The organism is Nonomuraea sp. NPDC050153 (assembly GCF_044460125.1).
GTDB lineage: Bacteria > Actinomycetota > Actinomycetes > Streptosporangiales > Streptosporangiaceae > Nonomuraea.
Window position 1 is genome coordinate 87,740 of record NZ_JBITJQ010000011.1, and the last position, 19,479, is coordinate 107,218.

Genomic DNA, 19,479 nt, shown 5'->3' on the forward strand with positions numbered 1-19,479 from the left:
CCCCGCTCACTCAGCCTGTCACCTCGCGGGCGAAGTTCGGTTCCGCCGCTTCCAGTCGCGGTACCGAGATGCCCAACCGTCGTGCTTCGGCCAGGGTGTCCCGGCAGACCTCGCGCGGCTCCTCGGCGTCGGGGTCGGAGTGCGCCGTGAGGCTCACGCGCGCGGGCGCGACATGAGCAGTCAGCCAGGCGAGCACGGGGGCCGTCAGCCAGGTGGGCGCCCGGAACAGCAGCACACCGCCCCGGTGACGTCGCAGGTCAACGCCGCGCGCCTTGAGGAGCGGCAGCAGCTCGCGGCCGGCCAGCAGCGCCTCGCGCAGGTCGCCCGTCGCCCCGGCCAGCTTGGACAGGGAACCCAGCCGCAGGCCCTGCGAGAACAGGCCGGCATCCGACACGAAATGGACCCACAGCCAGCGGCGGAAGTCAGGCTGCTCCTTAATTCGGAGCCCGGCCTCGCGAAACGCCTGGCGCACGGCCCGTTCCCGGTCGGTCGGGGGCCGGCCGAGTGTGCCGAAGATGACGGACGGCAGCAGTGCCCCGTGGAGCACGCCGTCCGCGCCGAAACCGCCACCGGCCTGGGGAAAGCCCCAGGCGATCTGGTCGAGCGGGAGTGCGCCGATCGCGGCCAGCGGCTCGGTCCAGATGTTGCCGAAGACCAGCACCGTGGCCTGGCCCACTCGCGGGGACAGGAAGGCCGTCGCCTCCGCGAGGCGGTGGTGCGGCACGCTGAGCACGATCAGGTCGAAGTCGTGGTCCGGCTCCAGCGCCTCGCGGTAGCGCACCGGCCACTTCTCGACGACGCGCTGCCCCCACACCCGGCGCCGCGTATCGAGCAGGTCGAGGTCCACCGCGTCTCCGTACGTCGCAGCGCGGCCTGGCCGGACGTAGAACTCGACGTCATGTCCCGCCTGTTGCAGGGCCCAGCCGTAGACGGTGGCGATCACACCTCGGCCGAACATCAGGATCTTCACGCTGCACCCCGTGGGATACGATCGATTTGGAGGCCATCTCCACTTTTCAAAATATGGAGGTCATCTCCACTTGTCAACGCGAGGTAGCGCATGACCACCGACAAGCCGCTGCGGGCCGACGCCCAGCGCAACCGCGAGGCCTTGCTCACCAAGGCACGAGAGGTCTTCGACGCCGGAGACTTCTTCGACCTGCGCTTCGATGACTTCGCCCGCCTGGCCGGAGTGGGCACCGGCACGCTGTACCGCCACTTCCCCACTCGCGAGGCACTGGCCGAGGCGGTCTATCACGAGGAGGTCGCCACGCTGTGCGACCGCGCCCGCCAGTTGCAGGCCACGCTGCCTGCGGAGGAGGCCTTGGCGACCTTCCTGCGTGGCATGGTCGGCTACATGGATGCCCACCAGGGCCTCGCCCGGACGCTGGCCACGCTCATGGCCACCGGCTCGGGTGCGCTCGCCGAGGGTAGCCGGGCGCTGGAGCAGGCTGTCACCGACCTGGTGGCCGCCGCCGTGAAGGACGGCGCCGTCCGCGACGACGTGGATGCCGGTGCCGTCATGATGGCACTGCATGGCATCGGTGCGGCCCATGACCGCTCCGGGTGGCGGGCCGAGGCCGACGGTGTCATCACCCTCGTGCTGGACGGGCTGCGCCGATCGCACTCAGGCGACGGTCAGCACGAGCAGGAGAGTGTCGTTGATCAGAGTGGTGTTCCGTAAGGGGATCCCCCACCGGAACACCACCCGGCCCGAACAGACCCCAAGTCAGGGTGTTCCGTATAGCTGTTCCAGTGAAGGGGCCCTATTCGGAACACTGGCAGGCGTGAACGGAACCCGCGTCGGCTACGCGCGCTGCTCCACCGACGAACAAGACGTGATCATTCAGACCGAGCAGCTGCTCGCGCTCGGAGTACCTGAGGACCACATCTACATCGACCGCGGCTTCTCCGGCACCACCCGACGCAACCGGAACGGCCTCGACCAGGCCCTCGCCGCCGTATGGGACAGGTCGGTGTTCACCGTCACCAAGTTCGACCGGTTCGCCCGCAACATGGCCGAGGCCAACGAGATCCTCACCGATCTGTCCAGCCGCGGCGTGTTGTTCGGGCTGGGCGGCTCGGTCTATGACTGGAACGACCCGTTCGGCCGCCTGTTCCTACAGACTCTCGCGATGGTCGCCGAATTCGAAGCCAACATCGGGCACCAGCGCACCCGCGAAGGCATGGCCCTGGCGAAGAAGAACGGCAAGCTCCAGGGCAAGCAGCCCAAACTGCCCGAGCCCGCGCGCCGCTCCATCCGGCGTCGCTACGCCGAGGGCGAGGTCTCCCTCGCCGACCTCGCCTCCGAGTACGGCGTCGGACGCTCCACCATCCACCGCATCATCCACGGCGCAACCGGCAGAAAGAGCTGATCGACCTCACGCCTACCTGGGCAACGTCGCTACCGACGGATCACCAATCCGGCCAGATGGCTCCGAAGATCCCCGGCCGTTTACCGCCGGCTCTTACATCCATGGTCGTGCCGTCCAGTGCCGTTAACCGACGACCGCGCCACCAGGTCGGATCGACGGATGAGTTTTGGGCACCCGCGGACTCGATGCCTCTCACCGTCGCGCTGCGCACTGTACGTCACCACTGGCGAGCCCTCGTCACCGTGGCCACCTCAGGTCGCCCGCTCCGCTGAATTCACCGCCTTGCGAAATCGATTTCCCGCAGTTGTGCGCCATGCATTGACAGCTCACTGTGGGCCGCTTTAACTGTGATTGAGCAATCGATTTCTCGGCACACTCGAAGACCTGGCCGGCCGCATGTCGTCGACAGCCCCGAAGGATGTGCCTGGTCAGCCCATGTCCGATCGATCGCGGCCGACGCACGTTGCGCGAGCTTGCGGCGGGCGACCCCTTCCCCCCGCGGGCGTGCGCGAAAGCAGTCGCTGAGCGGCCACCGTTGACGGCCGGTTCCGGCGCTGCCGGGACCGGCGAAGGGCCCGAGGCCGCTGAGCACACGACACAGAGAACTTCTCCATCAAGGAGGCTCCATGGGCTTAGCCCGATCTCTGATCGCTGCCTTACTCGTCCCGCTCGTCGCGGTCTCAGGCTTGAGCGCCCCGGCGGCAGCGGCACCAGACGGCCGGGAGTACGTGTTCAACGGTGAGTTCCGCAAGATTTACACCCCGCCGAACTGGGATGCGACCCACCGGACGTACATCAACGACCACTCGATCATCCGAGGCCATGACGGAACATGGCACATGTTCGGGATCACCGGACCCGAGAGCCCGGGGTTGCCTGCATGGGAGGACGAGGATCAGATCGCGCACGCCACCTCGAAGACCCTGACCGGGCAATGGACCTATCGGGCACCGGTCCTGTACACCGGCGGCGCCGGATACACCGAAGAGACACACATGTGGGCGCCGCACGTCATCGAGCCGAACGGCGCGGGCACGTACTACATGTTCTACGCGGGCGGCGGCACCGACCTGCGCAGTACGGTGATGAGCGTCGCGACATCGACCGACCTGTGGAACTGGAAGAAGCTGGCCTCCGGCCCGCTGTTCCGCGATGGGGAGAACGCCCGCGACCCCTACGTGGCCTGGGTGGATGACCACTGGGTCATCTACTACACGGCCACGTCCGACCGCCTCGGCACCGGGCGGCCGATCGTCGCCTACCGGACGAGTACCGACCTGATCAACTGGAGCGAGCGTGGGGTCGCCTTCGCCGACTGGCACGACGGGTACGTGGTTACCGAGTCACCGCAGGTGATCCGGCGCGGCGACTGGTGGTACCTGTTCATCGGCCCGCGGGCCGGCTACAACGGCACCGACGTCTACCGCAGCCGTGATCCGCTGAACTTCCGGATCGAGGACTTCGCCGGACGCGTCAACGCCCACGCGACGGAGGTCGTCCAGGACGACGCCACAGGATGGTGGGTCACCCAGAGCGGCTGGTGGCACAACGGGCTGTCCATAGCGCCGCTCACCTGGGGGCCGGGAGACTACCTGCGAACGCCCGCGGCCAACCCGGCGATCGCCCGCAACGCGTCCGGGCTTCTGGAGATGTGGGTGGTGGCAGGCGACCGCAGTGGCCTCTACCACCGGCGGCAGACCGGGCCGGACACCTGGACCGACTGGGAACGGTTCGGTGAGGCACTGCGCGGCGTGCCCACCGTGGGACAGAACGCCGACGGCCGCCTGGAGGTCTTCGCCGTCACGCCGGACGGCGGGGCCATGACGCACCGCTATCAACTGAGCCCCAACGGGCCGTGGAGCGCCTGGGAGTCGTTCGGCGGCCCGGCCGCCGGCGCGCCCACGGTGGCACGAGCCGCGGACGGGCGACTGGAGGTCTTCGCCGTCGCACCGAACGGGACCGGAATCGCCCACCGTTACCAGTTGGCTCCCAACGGCGGCTGGAGTGCGTGGAACGGCGCGTTCGGCGGCCCGACGGGCTCCGTACCCGCTGTTGGCCAGAATGCCGACGGCCGCCTTGAGGTCTTCGCGCTGGCCCCGGGCGGAACCGGGATCGCGCACCGATGGCAGGTGGCGCCCAATGGTGGCTGGAGTGACTGGGAGCCGGCGTTCGGCGGCCCCGCCGGGGGAGTCCCGGTGGTCGGCAGGAACGCGGATGGGCGGTTGGAGGTGTTCGCCACCGCCCCGGGCGGAGCCGGCATCGCGCACCGCTGGCAACTCACCGCCAACGGCGGTTGGTCGAACTGGGAGAGTTTCGGTGGCCCCACGGGAAGCAGCCCATCTGTCGGCACCGGCGTTGACGGCAGACTGCACGTCTTCGCACTCGGTCCAGGGAACGCGGGCGTCTACCTGCGCAAGCAGACGGCTCCAAGCGGAGCCTGGCAGCCCTGGGAGCAATTCGGCGGCCCGGCCGGCTGCGTCCCGGCGCTCGGCAACACCGCGGGGAACCATCTGCAGGCGTTCGCCATAACTCCCGCAGGCACCCACATCTTCTCCCGAAGACAGGCCGGCCCCGACACCTGGACCGACTGGACCGAGGTCGCGGGCACCGCCTCCGACATCCCCTGCGGATATCTGATGTGACGCAGGCCGCCGGTCGCCCGAGTTGGTCCATCCAGACGGGTGACCGGCGGGCAAACGCTCCCGGCCGGGGCGGTTGGCGACGTTCGCATCCGACGACCAGGCGGGCAAGTCGAACATCACACGCCCGCCACCTGTTTGACATCGATTCTCACCCCGATTCGAGAGCGACGGCCGCCTCGGCCCGGTCGTCGACGGAGATCTTTGCGATCAGGCAGCGGGCGCCCGCACGCCTCGCCTCACCGGTCGAAGAGGGTATCGATTCCTATCCTTAGCATGCTGTATCCAGGGAGTTCTTGACGCTGATTGTGTCTGTTTCTATATTTTGCGAAATCGATTGCTTGATGTCCCGAGTGTTCTCAGGATCAGGAGGATGGGATATGTCGGCCTTCGAGAGGAGTGACTCGCCGATCGCTGCTGCGTGGCGGTGCCGTAGTGTTGGGTTCGGTCAGGACGACACTGCTGCTGTCAGCCTGCGGAGGCGGAGGCAAGACCTTCCCTCGCCATTCGTTCGGGCTTCGCCGCCCGTCAAGGAAGGGCTGCCGCTCCTAGAGCGAGAGCAATCGATTTCCACCTAGGGCGGTAAGCTGCTCCAGACCATCTGCCTGGACCAGGAAATGGGATGCGGTTGCTCAAAATCCAAGATGTCGCGCGGCACGCCGGGGTCTCCGCCGCGACGGTCTCCCGTGTGCTCAACGGCCACACCACGGTCAACCCCGAGTTGGCGGCGCGTGTGCACGCGGCGGTCCGCGAGCTCGGCTACCGGCCCAACGGGGTGGCGCGCAACCTCAGGCGCAGGCAGACCACGCTGTGGGCGGTCCTCGTCTCCGACGTCGGGAACTCGTTCTTCACCTCGCTCGTGCGGGGGGTGGAGGACGGGGGACGCCAGTTCGGCTACTCGGTCGTGCTCTGCAACACCGACGAGAACCGGGCGAGGGAGGCCGAGTACATCGCGGTGGCGTTGGCCGACAACATGGCCGGCGTGATCATCTCGCCCGCCGACGACTCCACCGACATCAGCGACCTGGTCGCCGCGGGCACCGCCGTGGTCACCATCGACCGCGAACTGGCCGAGACCGAGGTCGACGCCGTCCTGGTGGACAACGAAAAGGGCGCCGAGTCGGCGACCGCCCATCTCCTGGAGTCCGGCTACCGCCGCATCGCCTGCATCACGGGACCGCGTCGCACGTCCACCGCGATGCAGCGGCTACGGGGTTACCAGCGGGCCCTGCGGGCCTTCGGCCTGCAGCAGGACCGTGCCCTGATCCGGCACGCCGATTTCCGGGAAGAAGGGGGATATTCGGCCATGGGGGCGCTGCTGGACGAGGGCGTAGAGGTGGACGCGGTGTTCGCGGCCAACAACCTCATGACCGTGGGGGCGGTGGAGTGTCTCATGGAGCGGGGGGTGCCGATCCCCGCGCGGGTGGGGGTGATCGGGTTCGACGACATCCCCTGGGCCCGGCTGTTCCGGCCTGCGCTCAGTACGGTGAGCCAGCCTACGTACGAGCTGGGACGGGCGGCGGCGCAGTTGCTGGCGGACCGGATCGAGAATCCGGCTCGCCCGGTGGCGCGGATGGTGCTGCAGACGGAACTGCACCCCCGCGAGAGCTCCCGTCCGCGCGCCACTTGACGGTCCGCTGACTGCAGGGGCCCCGGCGCGCCGGGGGCCGAGGGGCAACGTTCACCGTTGCGATTCTGTGATGTGAAGCGGCATTGACGGTCCGAGGGACGAGATCTAGCTTGAAGGGAAATCGATTTCTCAGCAATCGATTTCTTGGCGTGGAAGGACAAGAATCCGTGGCACGTATCGGAATGCTGAGCATCTCGGACGGGCGGGACTTCGTCGCCCGCGATCTAGTGGATCACATCAACGGCGCCACCACGGCCCTGGCCGAGGCATTGCGCAAGGAGGGCCACGAGGTGATCGTGGCGCCGGAGATCGTGTGGACCAACGAACTGGCCACCTTGCAGGCACGATGGCTGGCGGACCGGCGCCCTGACCTGACGATCTTCAACTACGCCGTCTGGGCCTTTCCACATTTCACCATGCTGGCTGCGGAGGCGACCCCCGGCCCTCTGCTGCTGATGGCGAACATCGATCCGGCTCAGCCGGGCATGGTCGGGATGCTGGCCGGCGGCGGCGGGCTGGACCAGATCGGACGGGTGCACTCCCGCGCCTGGGGCGACATCGAGGATCCGGCCGTCAGGAGCCGGGTGCTGACCGAGGTGCGCGCCGCACAGGCCGTCCGCGGGCTGCGCGGGTCGACGTTCGGCAGGATCGGCGGCCGGCCGATGGGCATGTACACGGCAGTCGCCAACACCGACCAGTGGATGCGCACCTTCGGCGTGGACGTCGAGGAGATCGACCAGTGGGAGATCGTCCGCCGCAGCGAGAACGCGTCCCAGAGCCGCGTCAAGGAGGGTCGGGAATGGCTCGAGACCAGGGGCAACGTCCACTACGACGGCAAGCAGCTCACGCCTGAGCTGTTCGAGCGCCAGATCCGTACGTACTACGCGATGCGCGAGCTCATCGACGAGTGGAACCTGGACTTTTCCGGCATCAAGGGCCAGCCCGAGCTGACCACCCATTTCACCACGATGGACATCGCCGAGTCCTTCCTCAACGACCCGTATGACTGGGAGGGCCCGAAAGACACGCATGTCTGCGCGACCGAGGCCGACATGGACGGCGCGCTCACCATGCAGATCCTCAAACTGCTGAGCGGCGATCCCGTCCTGTTCGCCGACGTCAGGCACTACCACGCGGACAAGGACGTGTGGGACCTGTGCAACTCGGGCCAGCACGCCACCTGGTACGCCGCCCGCTCCGACGACCCCGCCGAGAACCTCGCCAAGACGCACTTCTATCCCGAGGTGTTCTTTTTCCCGGCGGGCGGCGCCAGCGTGCACCACCTGGCCGCCCCGGGCGCAGCCACCTTCGCGCGGCTCACCCGCAGGGACGGCGTCTACCGCATGCACGTCATGCGCGGCGACTTCGAGCTGTACGACGACGCCACGAACGAGTCGATGGCCAGGCAGTCGACGTTCGAGTGGCCGCATGCGTTCACCAGGCTGCACGTGCCGGCCACCGAGTTCCTCGGGCGGTTCGGCTCCAACCACATCCACGCGGTGCCCGGTGACTACATCGCCGAGCTCGAAGCGGTATGCAGGCAGCTCGGTGTCGAGTTCGAGGGGTTCGGCGATGCCGCGGTTTAGGTACCTCCTGCCGGTGGTGGCGCTGTCCGCCGGCGTCTTAGCGGTTCCGGCGCACGCCGTGAACGACAAGGGGCCGGTCGGCTGGGATGTCTATCGTCGGCTCGATCGGCTGGCGGAGCTGCCGGTGGGCGTGCAGACCAAGCAGTTCTCCAGCTTCGACAGGGCAGGCGACAACGACGACGGGTTCGGAGGCCGCTACTCATGCCTGAGCACCTCGCCGACGGGCTGCGTGATCGCCGAGCACACCGGCGCCGGCGAGGTCGGGGCGATCTGGTTCACCAGGGATGAGGGCGACGTCACCAGGACCGGCAAAATCACGATCGAGCTCGACGGCAGGAAGATCGTGGACGCTCCCCTGCAGGACCTGGTGGACGGCAAACTCGGCGCACCCTTCGTCCATCCGCTCGTGGGCAACGCCGACCAGAGCTCCGGCGGTGTCTATGTCGAGGTGCCGATGCCGTACACCCGCTCCATGAGGATCACCACCGAGCACAATCCACTCTTTTACCACGTCTCCTACCGCACGTTCGCCGACGCAGAGGGCGTTCGCGCGTTCGATCCGGCGGACAAGGCGCAGGACGTGATCGACAACCTGAAGGCGGGCGGCGACCCCAAGCCGGCGCTCCCGGGTGTGCGGACGCAGGACACTTCGATCAAGCTCGCCCCCGGCCGGTCCGTACGGCTCGCGCGCACCCTCGGTTCGGGCCTGCTGTCCGCGATCGTGCTCAGCCTGCCGCAGGCCGAGCACGTACGGTCGAGGACGGAGACCGACGAGGGGCGAGCGTTCGGGGCCAACGGGTTCAGCCAGTTCACCGTCGCGATCGACCCCGCCAACGACGGGGTACGCCTGACCCGCCGCATCGACCCGGCCATCGGCAACCAGGCGGCCACGATCCTGGTGGACGGTCAGGAGGTGGCCCGGTGGGTGCCCAGCGAGCCGGGGCATGCCGGGCTCTGGGCCGAGGAAGTGGCCGATCTGCCGGCCTCCGCCACCCGCGGCAAGTCGCGGATCACCGTCAAGAACGTCTTCGTCTCCTCCGACCTGGACTACAACGAGTTCACGTACTGGGTGGACAGCGACGACCGGCGTACCGACACCGTGGACGTGGGCGACGCCGCTGACGAGGCGGCGCACGGGTACGCCATCGCCGGCCAGACCTGGCAGGGCGTGCGGACGTTCGGCTACCCGCTGGAGGAGGAGCAGCTCGCCAAGGTGCGCACGGCGCAGGAGATCCTTGAGGGGCTGCGGCTCCGGATCAGCTTCGACGGTGTCAGGACCGTGGACTCGCCGGTCGGGGAGTTCTTCGGCAGCGGGCACGCGATGATGCCGGTCGCGTCGCTGATGTCCGCGATCGACGCGGAGACGAGCACGATGTCGTCCTGGTGGCCGATGCCGTACCGGACGGGTGCGACCGTCGAGCTCTACAACAGTTCGGCCCGGACGATCGACGGCAAGACGTCGGTGACGTCCGCCCCCCAGACGATGTCACGAAATGCAGGCTATTTCAGGACGCAGTCCCGGTCGGGGGCCACCACGCCGGGCGAGAGCTGGACCTTCCTGCGCGCCTCGGGACAGGGCAAGTTCGCCGGTGTCAGCCACACCATGCGCGGGCCGGTCAACCGCAACTACCTGGAAGGCGACGAGCGCGTCCACGTCGACGGCTCGCGTACCCCGCAGTTGCATGGCACCGGCACCGAGGACTTCTACCAGGCCGGCTGGTACTTCAACCGCGAGACCTTCACCACCCCCTTCCACGGCAACCCGGCTCACCTGACCCCGCCCACCGGCTGCGCGGCCGGGAACGACTGCACCGGCGCGTACCGGTTGATGATCGGCGACGCGGTCCCGTTCGGCACCGCAATCGCGTTCGACATCGAGCACGGGTGGACGAACAACGTCGAGGGCGTCTACTCCTCCACCGCCTACTGGTACGGCACCGGCCGTCCCGCCACGGTCCAGACCGACGCGCTCACGGTCGGCGACCAGGCCAGCGAGAGGGCCCACCGTTACACCGGCCAGGGCGAGGTCACGACGCTGGAGTCCGCCTTCGAGGGCGACCTGAAGAACGCCGTCACGCTCAGGGCCACACAGCGCGTCACCGAGGGCCCGGCCGGCTTCACGTTGAAGATCGACAGAGACAACCGGGGCGTCGAGCTGCGGCGTACCGGTGACCAGAGCGTCGCGGGGCAGCATGCCGAGGTCACCGTCGACGGGCGGCGGCTGGCCGACTGGGTGCAGCCGCTGGGCAACCAGACCCGCCGATGGCTGGAGGACGTCTACCAGATCCCGGCGAGCGTGACCCGCGGCAAGAGAGAGATCACCGTCCGGCTCACCCCGAAGACCCCCTGGTCGGCGGCCTCCTACGCGGCTTGGAGCGTGCGGTGACGATTCTGGCGATGCGGGCCATCGGCAAGTCCTTCCCGGGGGTTCGTGCCCTCGACGAGGTGTCGCTCACCGTGGCGGAGGGCGAGGTGGTAGCCCTGCTCGGGGAGAACGGCGCCGGCAAGTCGACGCTGATGAACATCCTGGCCGGGGTGTTCAAGGACTACGAGGGCGAGATCGAGATCGGCGGCCGGCCCGCCTCCATCCACTCGCCCAAGGAGGCGCGGCGACACGGAATCGCCATGATCCACCAGGAGCTCAACCTGGTGCCCGAGCTGTCCGTCGTCGACAACATCTTCCTCGGCCGCGAACGCGCACTCCTCGACCGGAAGGGCATGGAGTCGCGGACCGCCGAGCTGCTGCGTGGCCTCGGGCTCGACCTGTCGCCGCGCACGCTCGTCAAGCAGTGCAAGATCGCTGAACGCCAGCTCATCGAGGTGGCCAAGGCTCTGTCACAGAACGTCCGCGTCCTGGTGATGGACGAGCCCACCTCGGCCCTGGCCGACGCCGAGGTGCAGCGGCTGTACGCGGTCATCCGCGACCTGACCAGGCGCAACGTGGCCGTCATCTACATCTCGCACCGCTTGGAGGAATTGGAGGAGATCGCCGACCGGGTGGTCGTCCTGCGCGACGGCCGCTGCATCGGCGAGCGCTCCGGCATCGACAGGGACGAGCTGATCCAGATGATGGTCGGCCGACCGCTGGGCGAGATGTTCCCGCGCCCCGAGGGCGCGTCGGCGGGAGAGGAACTGCTGCGGGTGGAGCGGCTGTCGGCGCCCGGCGAGCCGGGTTCGGGCCGTACCGCGCTGCGCGAGGTCTCCCTGTCCGTACGGGCGGGCGAGATTGTCGGCATTGCCGGCCTGATGGGCGCGGGACGCAGCGAACTGCTGGAATCGATCTTCGGCGTGCACCGGCCGGCGGCGGGCTTGATGAGCCTGGGCGGCCGGCCGTACCGTCCGAAGAGCCCCGGGCGGGCGATCAGGCGCGGTGTGGCGCTGGTCGCCGAGGATCGCAAGGCGCAGAGCCTCGTCCTCGGCAACACCATTGCCTTCAACGCCAGTTTGCCCTCGCTCAAACGGTTCCTGCGGTTCGGGACGGTGGACGCCAGACGGGAGCGGGCCGCCGTCGAGCAGCAGGTACGCGAGCTGCGCGTCAAGGCGCCCGGCACCCGCTTCACCGTCGGCAACCTTTCGGGCGGCAACCAGCAGAAGGTCGTGCTGGCCAAGTGGCTGCTGACCGCGCCGTCGCTGATCCTCATGGACGAGCCCACGCGCGGCATCGACGTGGGGGCCAAGGCGGAGATCCACGCGCTGATGTCCGAACTCGCCGCCTCAGGCAAGGCCGTCCTGGTGGCCTCGTCCGAACTGCCCGAGTTGCTCGCCATGTGCGACAGGATCCTCGTCCTTTGCGAGGGCCGGATCACCGCCGAGTTCCGCAGGGGCCAGGCCACGCAGGAGGCGATTCTCGAGGCCGCGATGGCCCGACAAGAGGTGTTGACACCGTGACCACCAAGACCGCGCCGCCCACTCCTGCCAAGACGCCGGGGGAGAACCGGATGCGACGCACGCTTTCCGCCCTCGGCGCGGCACAGGCCTACATCGGCCTGGTGCTGGTCCTGGCCGTGGGGATCGCCACCAAGGGGGAGATGTTCCTCAACGAGACGAACCTCACCAACGCCATCGGCGCCTTCGCCTCGCGCGGCATCCTGGCCGTCGGCGTCACGCTGGTGATCCTGACCGGCGGCATCGACCTGTCCGTCGGGTCGCTGCTGGGCATCGGCTCGATGACGGCCGCGATGATGCTGTCGAACTTCTCGCTGGAGCCGTGGCAGATCGTGCCTGTCTGCATGGTGGTGGGCGCGTTCTTCGGGTTCCTCAACGGTGCGGGCACCGCCTGGCTACGCATCCAGTCGTTCGTCATGACCTTGGCCATGCTGTCGGTCGTACGCGGCCTGGACCGGCAGGTCAGCGGCAACGTCAGCGTCGGCACCCAGATCGCCGGCGACGACGGCAAGCTGACCCCCCAGGCGGAGGCGTTCCAGTTGTTCGGCACGCCCGGGCACAACCTGTTCGGCCGGGTCTACTACCCGGTACTGGCCTTCATCGTGGTCTGCGTCGTCTTCCACCTGCTCCTGACCAAGACGCGGTTCGGCCGACACGTCTACGCCGTCGGCGGCAACGCGACGGCGGCCCGACTGTCCGGCGTCAACGTCACGGCCGTCACGATCGCGGTGTTCACGCTGTCCGGCATGCTCGCCGGGTTCGCCGGGCCGATCGACGCCGCCTACAGCGCCTCGGCCGATCCGCAGGCCGGACAGTCGTTCGAGCTGGACGCCATTGCCGCCGCGGTCATCGGCGGCGCATCGCTGGCGGGGGGCAAGGGCACGATCGCAGGCACGTTCGTCGGGGCTCTCATCCTGACCCTGCTCGACAACGTGCTCGGCCTGAACGCCGTCAGCGACAACTGGCAGCTCGTGACCAAGGGACTGATCGTCGTCGTGGCGGTCGTCCTGCAACGCCCCGATCTCTTCAAAATCTTCCGAGGAGGGTCTCGATCGTGAAGAAGACCATCGTGTCCGTGTCGTCCATCGCGTTGTGCGCGCTGCTCGCCGGCGCGTGCGCGTCCAAGGCGCCCGCCCCGTCCGCCTCCGCGGGGGCTAAGGCCAAGTTCGTTGTCGGCTACTCGCAGTCGAACAACGCCGAGCCGTACCGGGCGCAGCTCAACCTGCAACTGGCGCACTTCCTGAAGCAGTATCCGGACATCGAACTGCTGCCCATCGCCGACGCCAAGCAGTCGAGCGCCACGCAGGTCTCCCAGGTCCAGAACTTCGTCACACAGAAGGTCGACGTGCTCATTGTCTCGCCCACCGAACCGGCCCCGCTGACCGCGGCCGTGCAGCAGGCGTGCGACGCGAAGATCCCGGTGATCGTCCTGGACCGCACGGTGAACACAGAGTGCTACACCGCCTTCATCGGCGGAGACAACGTCCTCATCGGCAGGAAGGCGGGGGAGGAGGCGGTCAGGTTGCTGCCGGACGGTGGCAACGTCGTCGAGCTGCGCGGCATCACGTCCAACCAGCCGCAGATCGACCGCGACAAGGGCTTCCGCGAAGCCATCGCGGCCAACCCCAAAATCAAGATCATTGCCGACCGCGAGGGCAAGTGGCTGAAGGAGCAGGCCACCCCGATCATGCAGCAGTGGCTGGCCCAGCACCCTCAGATCGACCTCGTGTACGGCCACAACGACCCGATGGCGCTGGGCGCCTACCTGGCAGCACAGGCGGCGGGCAAGGCCGACAAGATCAAGTTCATCGGCATCGACGGCCTGGCCATCCCCGACGGCGGCATCCGCGCGGTCCAGCTCGGCCAGCTCTCGGCCACCTTCATCTACCCGACCGGCGCGAAGGAGGCCGCCGACACCGTCAACAAGATCCTGCACGGCCAGCAGGCCGAGAAGAAGCAGGTGCTCGGCACCACGCAGGTCACCAAGGACAACGCGGCCCAGCTCTACAAGCAGTACGACCTGTCCGGGCAGAACTGATGTTCCTCGGCGTCGGCATCGGCACCTCGAACTCCAAGAGCGTGCTCGTTGGACCCAAAGGCACAGTTCTGGCCACGGCGGCATGCGAGCCACGCGTGCCGCTCTGCGCGTAGGAAAGGACGGCACCGCGCTGCGCCCAACCAATCCTGCGGCGTCGACCAGTTCCCTCTCCCCGTCGTGGGTCCGTGCCACGCCAGAGCTTCTTCCGCCTGCCTGCGGTTGGCGAAAACTCGATCGGCGGAGTGACGGCGAAATCGGTGTCCAGGCCGGAGTCGATTCGGGCGTGGAGTTCCTCCACACGCCCATGCTCAGCGAGAAAGTCGGCCAGTCGACTGGCGGAGTGAAGGTCTCCGCTGTCGGCATGGATGCGCAACAGAGCGAGGGCCTCCTCACTATGGCTGTTCTCGGCGAACAGCCCCCAGACCGTCCGGACTGGTGGTCGTGTAGGCGACGGAGTCGGGTCGGCGGAGAAGATCGCGCCGGTACGCCCCCTGCTTGGTCAACAATCCTGGTCATGAGCTGCCTGCGGGTGAGTTGCTGCTCCACCGGCTCGGCGAGGCCAGGCTTTCGGTCAGGAGGACCTCCGGCCTCGTCCCACCGTGGACCGCTCCTCTGCTGCGGGGTCCGCGAGCGTGTCTGCTGCATCCTTGTAAGCCTGGAGCAGACGGAAACGCGGATCACGTAGCAGTCGGTCGGGTCTCTCTCAGGCCGTCGAGGAGCACCGTGGTGAGCGGATCGTCCGCGCGGGCGCCCGGGCGGCAGATGGCGACGTTGAGCAGCCCGGCGATCTGCTCGGGTGTGAAGTCGCTGCGCATGTCGTTCTCGTGCTGCGCCCGCTTGATCAGGTCGGTCAGCAGGGCGTCGATCTCGCCGGTGAGCCGTGCGCGGCTCGGCGAGGCGGGAGCGGTGGCGGCGAGCGAGGTGACCAGCGCCAGGGGCTGCCCGGCGCAGTAGCGCACCATGTCCAGGAGGGCCTCCCAAGGCCCCATTTTTCGGGAGGAGCACAGCTGGTCACGCAGGGCTGTCAGCGTGCTTTCCGCGATGTCCTCGACGAGCGCGCGGCGATCGGGGAAATGACGATACAGCGTGCCTACGCCGAGATCGGCGGCCTGCGCGATCTCCTCCATTGACACGCCCGGCCCGTGCTCGGCGAACAGGCCGAGCGCCGCGCCGACGATGCGCTGGCGATTGCGACGGGCATCGGCTCGCAAGGTGTCACCTCTATCCGGAATATCAGATTCAGGTTACTGTACCCTGCGAAACCAGAAGCGGAAGGTCCGCTTCATGTTAAAGGAGTCCTCATGCGTGTCGGCGTCTACCTCAACACCATCGGCACAGACCTGGACGCCCTGCTGGCAAAGATCAAGACCGCCGCCCAAGCCGGGTTCGCCAGCGCCTTCCTCAGCCAGCTCACCTCGCTGGACGCGATCACCGTGGCCGGCCTCGGCGCCCGCGGGGCAGCCGGGATCGAGGTCGGCACCGCGGTTGTTCCGACCTACCCTCGCCACCCCCTCGCGCTGGCCGTCCAGGCGCTGACCGCGCAGGCGGTCAGCGGCAACCGTTTCACGCTCGGCCTCGGGCCCAGCCACAAGCAGATCATCGAAGATTCCTACGGCCTGTCCTACGATCGGCCCGCCCGGCACACGCGCGAGTACCTCACCGCGCTGCTGCCCCTGCTGCGTGGAGAGCCGGTTGAGTACCGCGGTGAGACCCTGTCGGTCTCCGGCCAGGTCGACGTACCCGGCGTCACCCCACCGCCCGTTCTGCTGGCCGCGCTCGGCCCCGCCATGCTCCGCATCGCCGGCGAGCTGGCCGACGGCACCGTCACCACCTGGACCGGCGCCGCCGCTCTGGCCGACCACATCGTGCCACGCATCACCGAGGCCGCACGGGAGGCAGGCCGTCGAGAGCCCCGCGTCGTGGCCGCAACTCTCGTGGCCGTCACGGCCGACCCCGACGGTGTGCGTCGCCAGGTCGCCGAGCAACTCGGCTTCGCGGCCGGCTTTGCCAGCTACCGCGCCATGCTGGACCTACAGGGGCTGTCGGGCCTGCACGAGACCATCATCGCCGGAGACGAGGACATGGTGGCCAAGGAGCTCGCCCGCTTCGCCCATGCAGGAGCGACGGACCTCCTGATCAGCCCCATCGGCGATGAACACGACCAGGGGCGCACCCTCGATCTCGTCCGCGACCACTTCGCCGAGCCACGTACCACATTGCTGCCAGGTCGCTAGGCCGGTAGCATCTTGAAACCGAACGAGAGGGTGTGGCATGGTGCGACGAACGCGTCTGGACGGCGACATCTGCCCCGTCGCCCGGGCGCTGGACGTGATCGGCGACTGGTGGTCGCTTTTGATCGTCCGTGCGGCGCTTGACGGGGATCGCCGATTCAGCGAGTTCCATCGGACGCTCGGCGTGGCCAAGAACATCCTCGCCGCGCGTCTGCGCACTCTTGTCGACGCCGGGATCCTGAAGATCGTGCCGGCTCCCAGCGGCGGAGCTCACCACGAGTACGTGCTCACGCCGAGAGGCGAGGCTCTGCGCACGGTGATCGCGGCGTTGCGGGAGTGGGGAGAGGAGAATGCGCCCGCGATCAGTGGACCACGTACGTAGCCGACGCCTGTGGCGGCCTTTCGTTCACCTGTCCCGCAGCAATAGGAGGACCGTGTGCCGCAGTCAATGATCGAGGTAGGCCCATTGCGTTTTGACGCGCTGATGGATGGTCCACCGGACGGCATGTCCCGCCCGACGGTCAAGCGCTCGGACCCGGCCGGATGGGTGGGCTACGGCTACTGCGCCAGCCATTCGCGGTTCTACTGGGGACTGAAGCTGTACGTGGTGTGCGCGCCGGCCGGGATGCCGATCCTGTGGGCGCTCGGGCGCTGGCCGACCCGAAGATCGGCGAGCGTGAGGTCCTGGCCGCGATGCTGGAAGTCGACGCGGGCGTGGCGGCAGAGCACGACGGTATCCTGCTGATCTGCGACAAGGGCTTCGCCGACAAGGACTTCGAGACGCTGCTGGGCGCCCGGCCGACAGCAGCGCGGCGCGGTGCGCGCCGGTGATCAGCCGTGGCGCTCGACCGGGCTGGATCGCCCTGGACCAGATCTTCGCTACGCGCAGCGTTCCTGGGCTGAAGGATCGCCCTGAGGGTCAGGGTTGTTCGGGCGTTCGCGGGACGAGCAGACCCCGGTTGAACGCCTCGGTGACGGCAGCGGCGCGGTCCCCCACGCCGAGCTTGGCGTAGATGTTCAGAAGGTGCGACTTGATGGTGGCCTCGGTGATGAACAGCTGGGCGGCCGCCTCACGGTTGGTGTTCCCGGCCGCCACGAGTTCGAGGACCTCGAGCTCACGCTGGCTGAGCAGCTGCGGCGCGGGTGTCCTGACCCGGTTCATCAGCCGTGCCGCCACCGAAGGGGACAGCACGCTCTCGCCATTGGCGGCGGCCCGCGCACCTCGCAGCAGATCCTCCCGGGGGGGAGTCCTTGAGCAGGTAGCCGGTCGCACCTGCCTCGATCGCCGGAAGGACGTGGGTATCGGTGTCGTAGGTCGTCAGAACCAGCACGCGCGCGGTGACGCCGAGCCTGGTCAGCTCGGTGATCGCGGTCAGCCCGTCCATGCGCGGCATGCGCAGGTCCATCAGGATCACGTCGGGCCGGAGCTCCTGGGCGAGCCGTACGGCTGTGGCGCCGTCCGCGGCCTCGCCCAGCACCTCGAATCCGGGCGCGGAGGCGAACATGCTGCTCAGCCCGTCCCTGACCACGGGGTGGTCGTCCGCGATCAGCAATCGAATCGGGGTCTCGGCCGTGCGATCGGTCATGCGTGGCTCCCGGCCGGCAGGGTGGGAATGCAGGCCGAGATCCCGGTGCCCGTGCCGGGCTCGGACTCGATCAGCAAAGTGCCGGACAGCCCTTCGACGCGCTGACCCATGATGGTCAGGCCGAACCCGCCGCTGCGGGACAGCGGCCGTGACCTGCCGTTTGCGGCCGTGCCGGCCTCGAGGCCCGCAGGATCGAAGCCCTTGCCGTCGTCACGTACGTCCAACGCGACCTCGTGCTCCAGGTAGGACAGTGTCAGCCCGACCCTGGTCGCGTGCGCGTGCTTGGCCACGTTGGCCAACGCCTCCTGTGCCGTGCGCAGCAGCGCGAACTCGGCCTCCGGGACCATCGGCCGCGCCGTACCGGTCGTCGTGATCTGGACGGCGAGCCCATGCAGCTTTGACCACCGGTCGGCGACGCCGGCGAGTGCGTCGCTCAGGCGTGCCGTTTCCAGCTGCTCGGGCCGCAGCGCCTCGACCGAGCCGTCCTGGCGGGCGCCTGCATGTGCGGGAAGTGCCCGACGTTCGGCATCACGACGAAACGGCAGTCAGGCAACGTCGACGTCGCCTTGCGGAACGGGCCCACCGCGTTGCGCTCGTCGTCGCCCCAGAGCACCAGCACGGGCCGCTCGATCCGCTTCAGCTCGGTCCTCGTAGCAGGCTTCGGGGCGGGTGCCGCGCAGGCCGATGATGCGGCTGCGCAGGTACTGCCAGTTCTTCTCGCAGCCCGGGAGCTGGGAGCCGGCTGACCGGGCCTGATAGAAGACGCCGGGCAGGGCGCCGGGCGGTATGCCCCACAGGTTGCGGTGCAGATTCTCCTGCCCCTCCGGCGTCCGCCCGGCCTCGGTGTAGCCACGTCCGAAGCGGGGAGACGTGGCCCGCACCCGGATGCCCCAGGCCGCGTACCGCGACACTCCCGCCGCGTAGCTCGGGATCACGATGGCCCGCACCCGCTCCGGATGGGCCAGCGCGAACGGGAGCGCGAATATGCCGCTGAACGACGAGGCCACCAGCACGGCCGACTCGAGGCCGAGCCCGTCCATCAGGGAGGTCAGGTAGTCGACGGCGTGCGCGCGCAGGTCCGGCACCTTGCTGTAGTCGAGGTAGCCGCTGCGCCCGTAGCCCGGCCGGTCGATCGCGAACATCCGCAGGTCGCCGGCCATCTCCGCCATCAGCGGCGCGAAGTTCCATCCCTCGCCGTCGCCGCCGTGCATCAGAATCGCCGGCACGCCTCGGCCGTACTCCAGGACGTGCCCGGTGACGGCCGGGCGCTCCAGGGCGAGGTGGTGGTGCGTGGCCTCGATCCCGTAGTGGTCGAGGACGGCCTGTTCCAGCTCCTCGTAGGAGGCGGTGGTGGTCTCCGTGGCGCTCATGACCCTCCTCGCAGCCAGCTTGATTGCCACTATATGGCAATGCCAGGCGATCGGGAAGCGCCGGCGGGCTCCTGGGGGGTTCGCGAGCGGCCGGGTGTTCCGCCCGGTCGCGGCCACAACGCTCAGGAACAGTACGGCG

Annotated in this window: 14 protein-coding genes and 3 pseudogenes; 12 read left to right on the forward strand and 5 right to left on the reverse strand. The window is 68.4% G+C overall.

The genetic code is table 11. The annotated features are described in order from the left end of the window. Positions 1–10: 10 nt before the first annotated feature. On the reverse strand, positions 11–970 hold the full coding sequence (locus ACIBQ1_RS26750) for a ketopantoate reductase family protein (RefSeq protein ID WP_397281648.1): 960 nt from the start codon (positions 968–970) through the stop codon (positions 11–13). 90 nt (positions 971–1,060) lie between these two features. Between ACIBQ1_RS26750 and ACIBQ1_RS26755 the strand changes: the two genes are divergently transcribed. From ACIBQ1_RS26755 to ACIBQ1_RS26795, 9 genes are all read left to right on the forward strand, one after another. Then, entirely contained in the window at positions 1,061–1,684 is a 624-nt protein-coding gene (locus ACIBQ1_RS26755; protein WP_397281650.1) for a TetR/AcrR family transcriptional regulator, read from the forward strand. A 103-nt stretch (positions 1,685–1,787) separates the two neighbouring features. Next, entirely contained in the window at positions 1,788–2,375 is a 588-nt protein-coding gene (locus ACIBQ1_RS26760; RefSeq protein ID WP_397281652.1) for a recombinase family protein, read from the forward strand. A 626-nt stretch (positions 2,376–3,001) separates the two neighbouring features. After that, positions 3,002–5,017 carry a family 43 glycosylhydrolase gene (locus ACIBQ1_RS26765; protein WP_397281654.1) on the forward strand — a complete coding sequence of 672 codons (2,016 nt, stop codon included), beginning with the start codon at positions 3,002–3,004 and terminating at the stop codon, positions 5,015–5,017. A 619-nt stretch (positions 5,018–5,636) separates the two neighbouring features. Continuing rightward, positions 5,637–6,644, forward strand: a complete 1,008-nt coding sequence (locus ACIBQ1_RS26770; RefSeq protein ID WP_397281656.1) for a LacI family DNA-binding transcriptional regulator — start codon at positions 5,637–5,639, stop codon at positions 6,642–6,644. A gap of 167 nt (positions 6,645–6,811) precedes the next feature. Further along, the gene (locus ACIBQ1_RS26775; RefSeq protein WP_397281657.1) at positions 6,812–8,230 is read left to right on the forward strand and encodes an L-fucose/L-arabinose isomerase family protein; all 1,419 of its coding nucleotides are present in this window, start codon (positions 6,812–6,814) and stop codon (positions 8,228–8,230) included. Next, positions 8,217–10,616, forward strand: coding sequence for a glycoside hydrolase family 172 protein (locus ACIBQ1_RS26780; protein ID WP_397281659.1), 2,400 nt, complete (start codon positions 8,217–8,219; stop codon positions 10,614–10,616). The genes ACIBQ1_RS26775 and ACIBQ1_RS26780 overlap by 14 nt, the downstream gene beginning before the upstream one ends. Beyond that, positions 10,613–12,118 (forward strand): sugar ABC transporter ATP-binding protein, encoded by a 1,506-nt coding sequence (locus tag ACIBQ1_RS26785; protein ID WP_397281661.1) that lies wholly within the window; start codon positions 10,613–10,615, stop codon positions 12,116–12,118. Before ACIBQ1_RS26780 ends, ACIBQ1_RS26785 begins: the two co-directional genes overlap by 4 nt. Then, the gene (locus tag ACIBQ1_RS26790; protein ID WP_397281662.1) at positions 12,115–13,173 is read left to right on the forward strand and encodes an ABC transporter permease; all 1,059 of its coding nucleotides are present in this window, start codon (positions 12,115–12,117) and stop codon (positions 13,171–13,173) included. The genes ACIBQ1_RS26785 and ACIBQ1_RS26790 overlap by 4 nt, the downstream gene beginning before the upstream one ends. Continuing rightward, entirely contained in the window at positions 13,170–14,153 is a 984-nt protein-coding gene (locus tag ACIBQ1_RS26795) for a substrate-binding domain-containing protein (protein WP_397281665.1), read from the forward strand. The genes ACIBQ1_RS26790 and ACIBQ1_RS26795 overlap by 4 nt, the downstream gene beginning before the upstream one ends. Before the next feature lie 677 nt (positions 14,154–14,830). On the opposite strand, the gene ACIBQ1_RS26800 is transcribed toward ACIBQ1_RS26795, so the two are convergent. After that, positions 14,831–15,364: a TetR/AcrR family transcriptional regulator gene (locus tag ACIBQ1_RS26800; protein ID WP_397281667.1), complete on the reverse strand. Its 534-nt coding sequence runs from the start codon at positions 15,362–15,364 to the stop codon at positions 14,831–14,833. Positions 15,365–15,454: 90 nt separating this feature from the next. On the opposite strand from ACIBQ1_RS26800, the gene ACIBQ1_RS26805 reads away from it, so the two are divergent. The 3 genes and pseudogenes from ACIBQ1_RS26805 to ACIBQ1_RS26815 all read left to right on the forward strand — a co-directional run. After that, a complete protein-coding gene (locus ACIBQ1_RS26805) occupies positions 15,455–16,387 on the forward strand; it encodes an LLM class F420-dependent oxidoreductase (protein WP_397281669.1) in 933 nt (310 codons plus the stop codon). A 37-nt stretch (positions 16,388–16,424) separates the two neighbouring features. Then, the gene (locus ACIBQ1_RS26810) at positions 16,425–16,766 is read left to right on the forward strand and encodes a winged helix-turn-helix transcriptional regulator (protein ID WP_397281670.1); all 342 of its coding nucleotides are present in this window, start codon (positions 16,425–16,427) and stop codon (positions 16,764–16,766) included. Positions 16,767–16,880: 114 nt separating this feature from the next. Further along, positions 16,881–17,164 (forward strand): annotated as a pseudogene (locus tag ACIBQ1_RS26815) (IS982 family transposase); the annotation flags it as partial. A gap of 139 nt (positions 17,165–17,303) precedes the next feature. Here ACIBQ1_RS26815 and ACIBQ1_RS26820 read toward each other — a convergent pair. From ACIBQ1_RS26820 to ACIBQ1_RS26830, 3 genes and pseudogenes are all read right to left on the reverse strand, one after another. Continuing rightward, positions 17,304–17,970: pseudogene (locus ACIBQ1_RS26820) on the reverse strand (response regulator). Then, on the reverse strand, positions 17,967–18,317 hold the full coding sequence (locus ACIBQ1_RS26825; RefSeq protein WP_397281672.1) for a sensor histidine kinase: 351 nt from the start codon (positions 18,315–18,317) through the stop codon (positions 17,967–17,969). The pseudogene ACIBQ1_RS26820 and the gene ACIBQ1_RS26825 overlap by 4 nt, the downstream one beginning before the upstream one ends. Before the next feature lie 86 nt (positions 18,318–18,403). Further along, positions 18,404–19,340: pseudogene (locus ACIBQ1_RS26830) on the reverse strand (alpha/beta fold hydrolase). Positions 19,341–19,479: the final 139 nt, after the last annotated feature.

Coding starts and splice junctions, on each gene's coding strand:
- ACIBQ1_RS26755 (WP_397281650.1), top strand. CDS start 1,061: ATGACCACCGACAAGCCGCTGCGGGCCGACGCCCAGCGCAACCGCGAG.
- ACIBQ1_RS26765 (WP_397281654.1), top strand. CDS start 3,002: ATGGGCTTAGCCCGATCTCTGATCGCTGCCTTACTCGTCCCGCTCGTC.
- ACIBQ1_RS26770 (WP_397281656.1), top strand. CDS start 5,637: ATGCGGTTGCTCAAAATCCAAGATGTCGCGCGGCACGCCGGGGTCTCC.
- ACIBQ1_RS26780 (WP_397281659.1), top strand. CDS start 8,217: ATGCCGCGGTTTAGGTACCTCCTGCCGGTGGTGGCGCTGTCCGCCGGC.
- ACIBQ1_RS26805 (WP_397281669.1), top strand. CDS start 15,455: ATGCGTGTCGGCGTCTACCTCAACACCATCGGCACAGACCTGGACGCC.
- ACIBQ1_RS26810 (WP_397281670.1), top strand. CDS start 16,425: ATGGTGCGACGAACGCGTCTGGACGGCGACATCTGCCCCGTCGCCCGG.
- ACIBQ1_RS26825 (WP_397281672.1), bottom strand. CDS start 18,317: ATGGTCCCGGAGGCCGAGTTCGCGCTGCTGCGCACGGCACAGGAGGCG.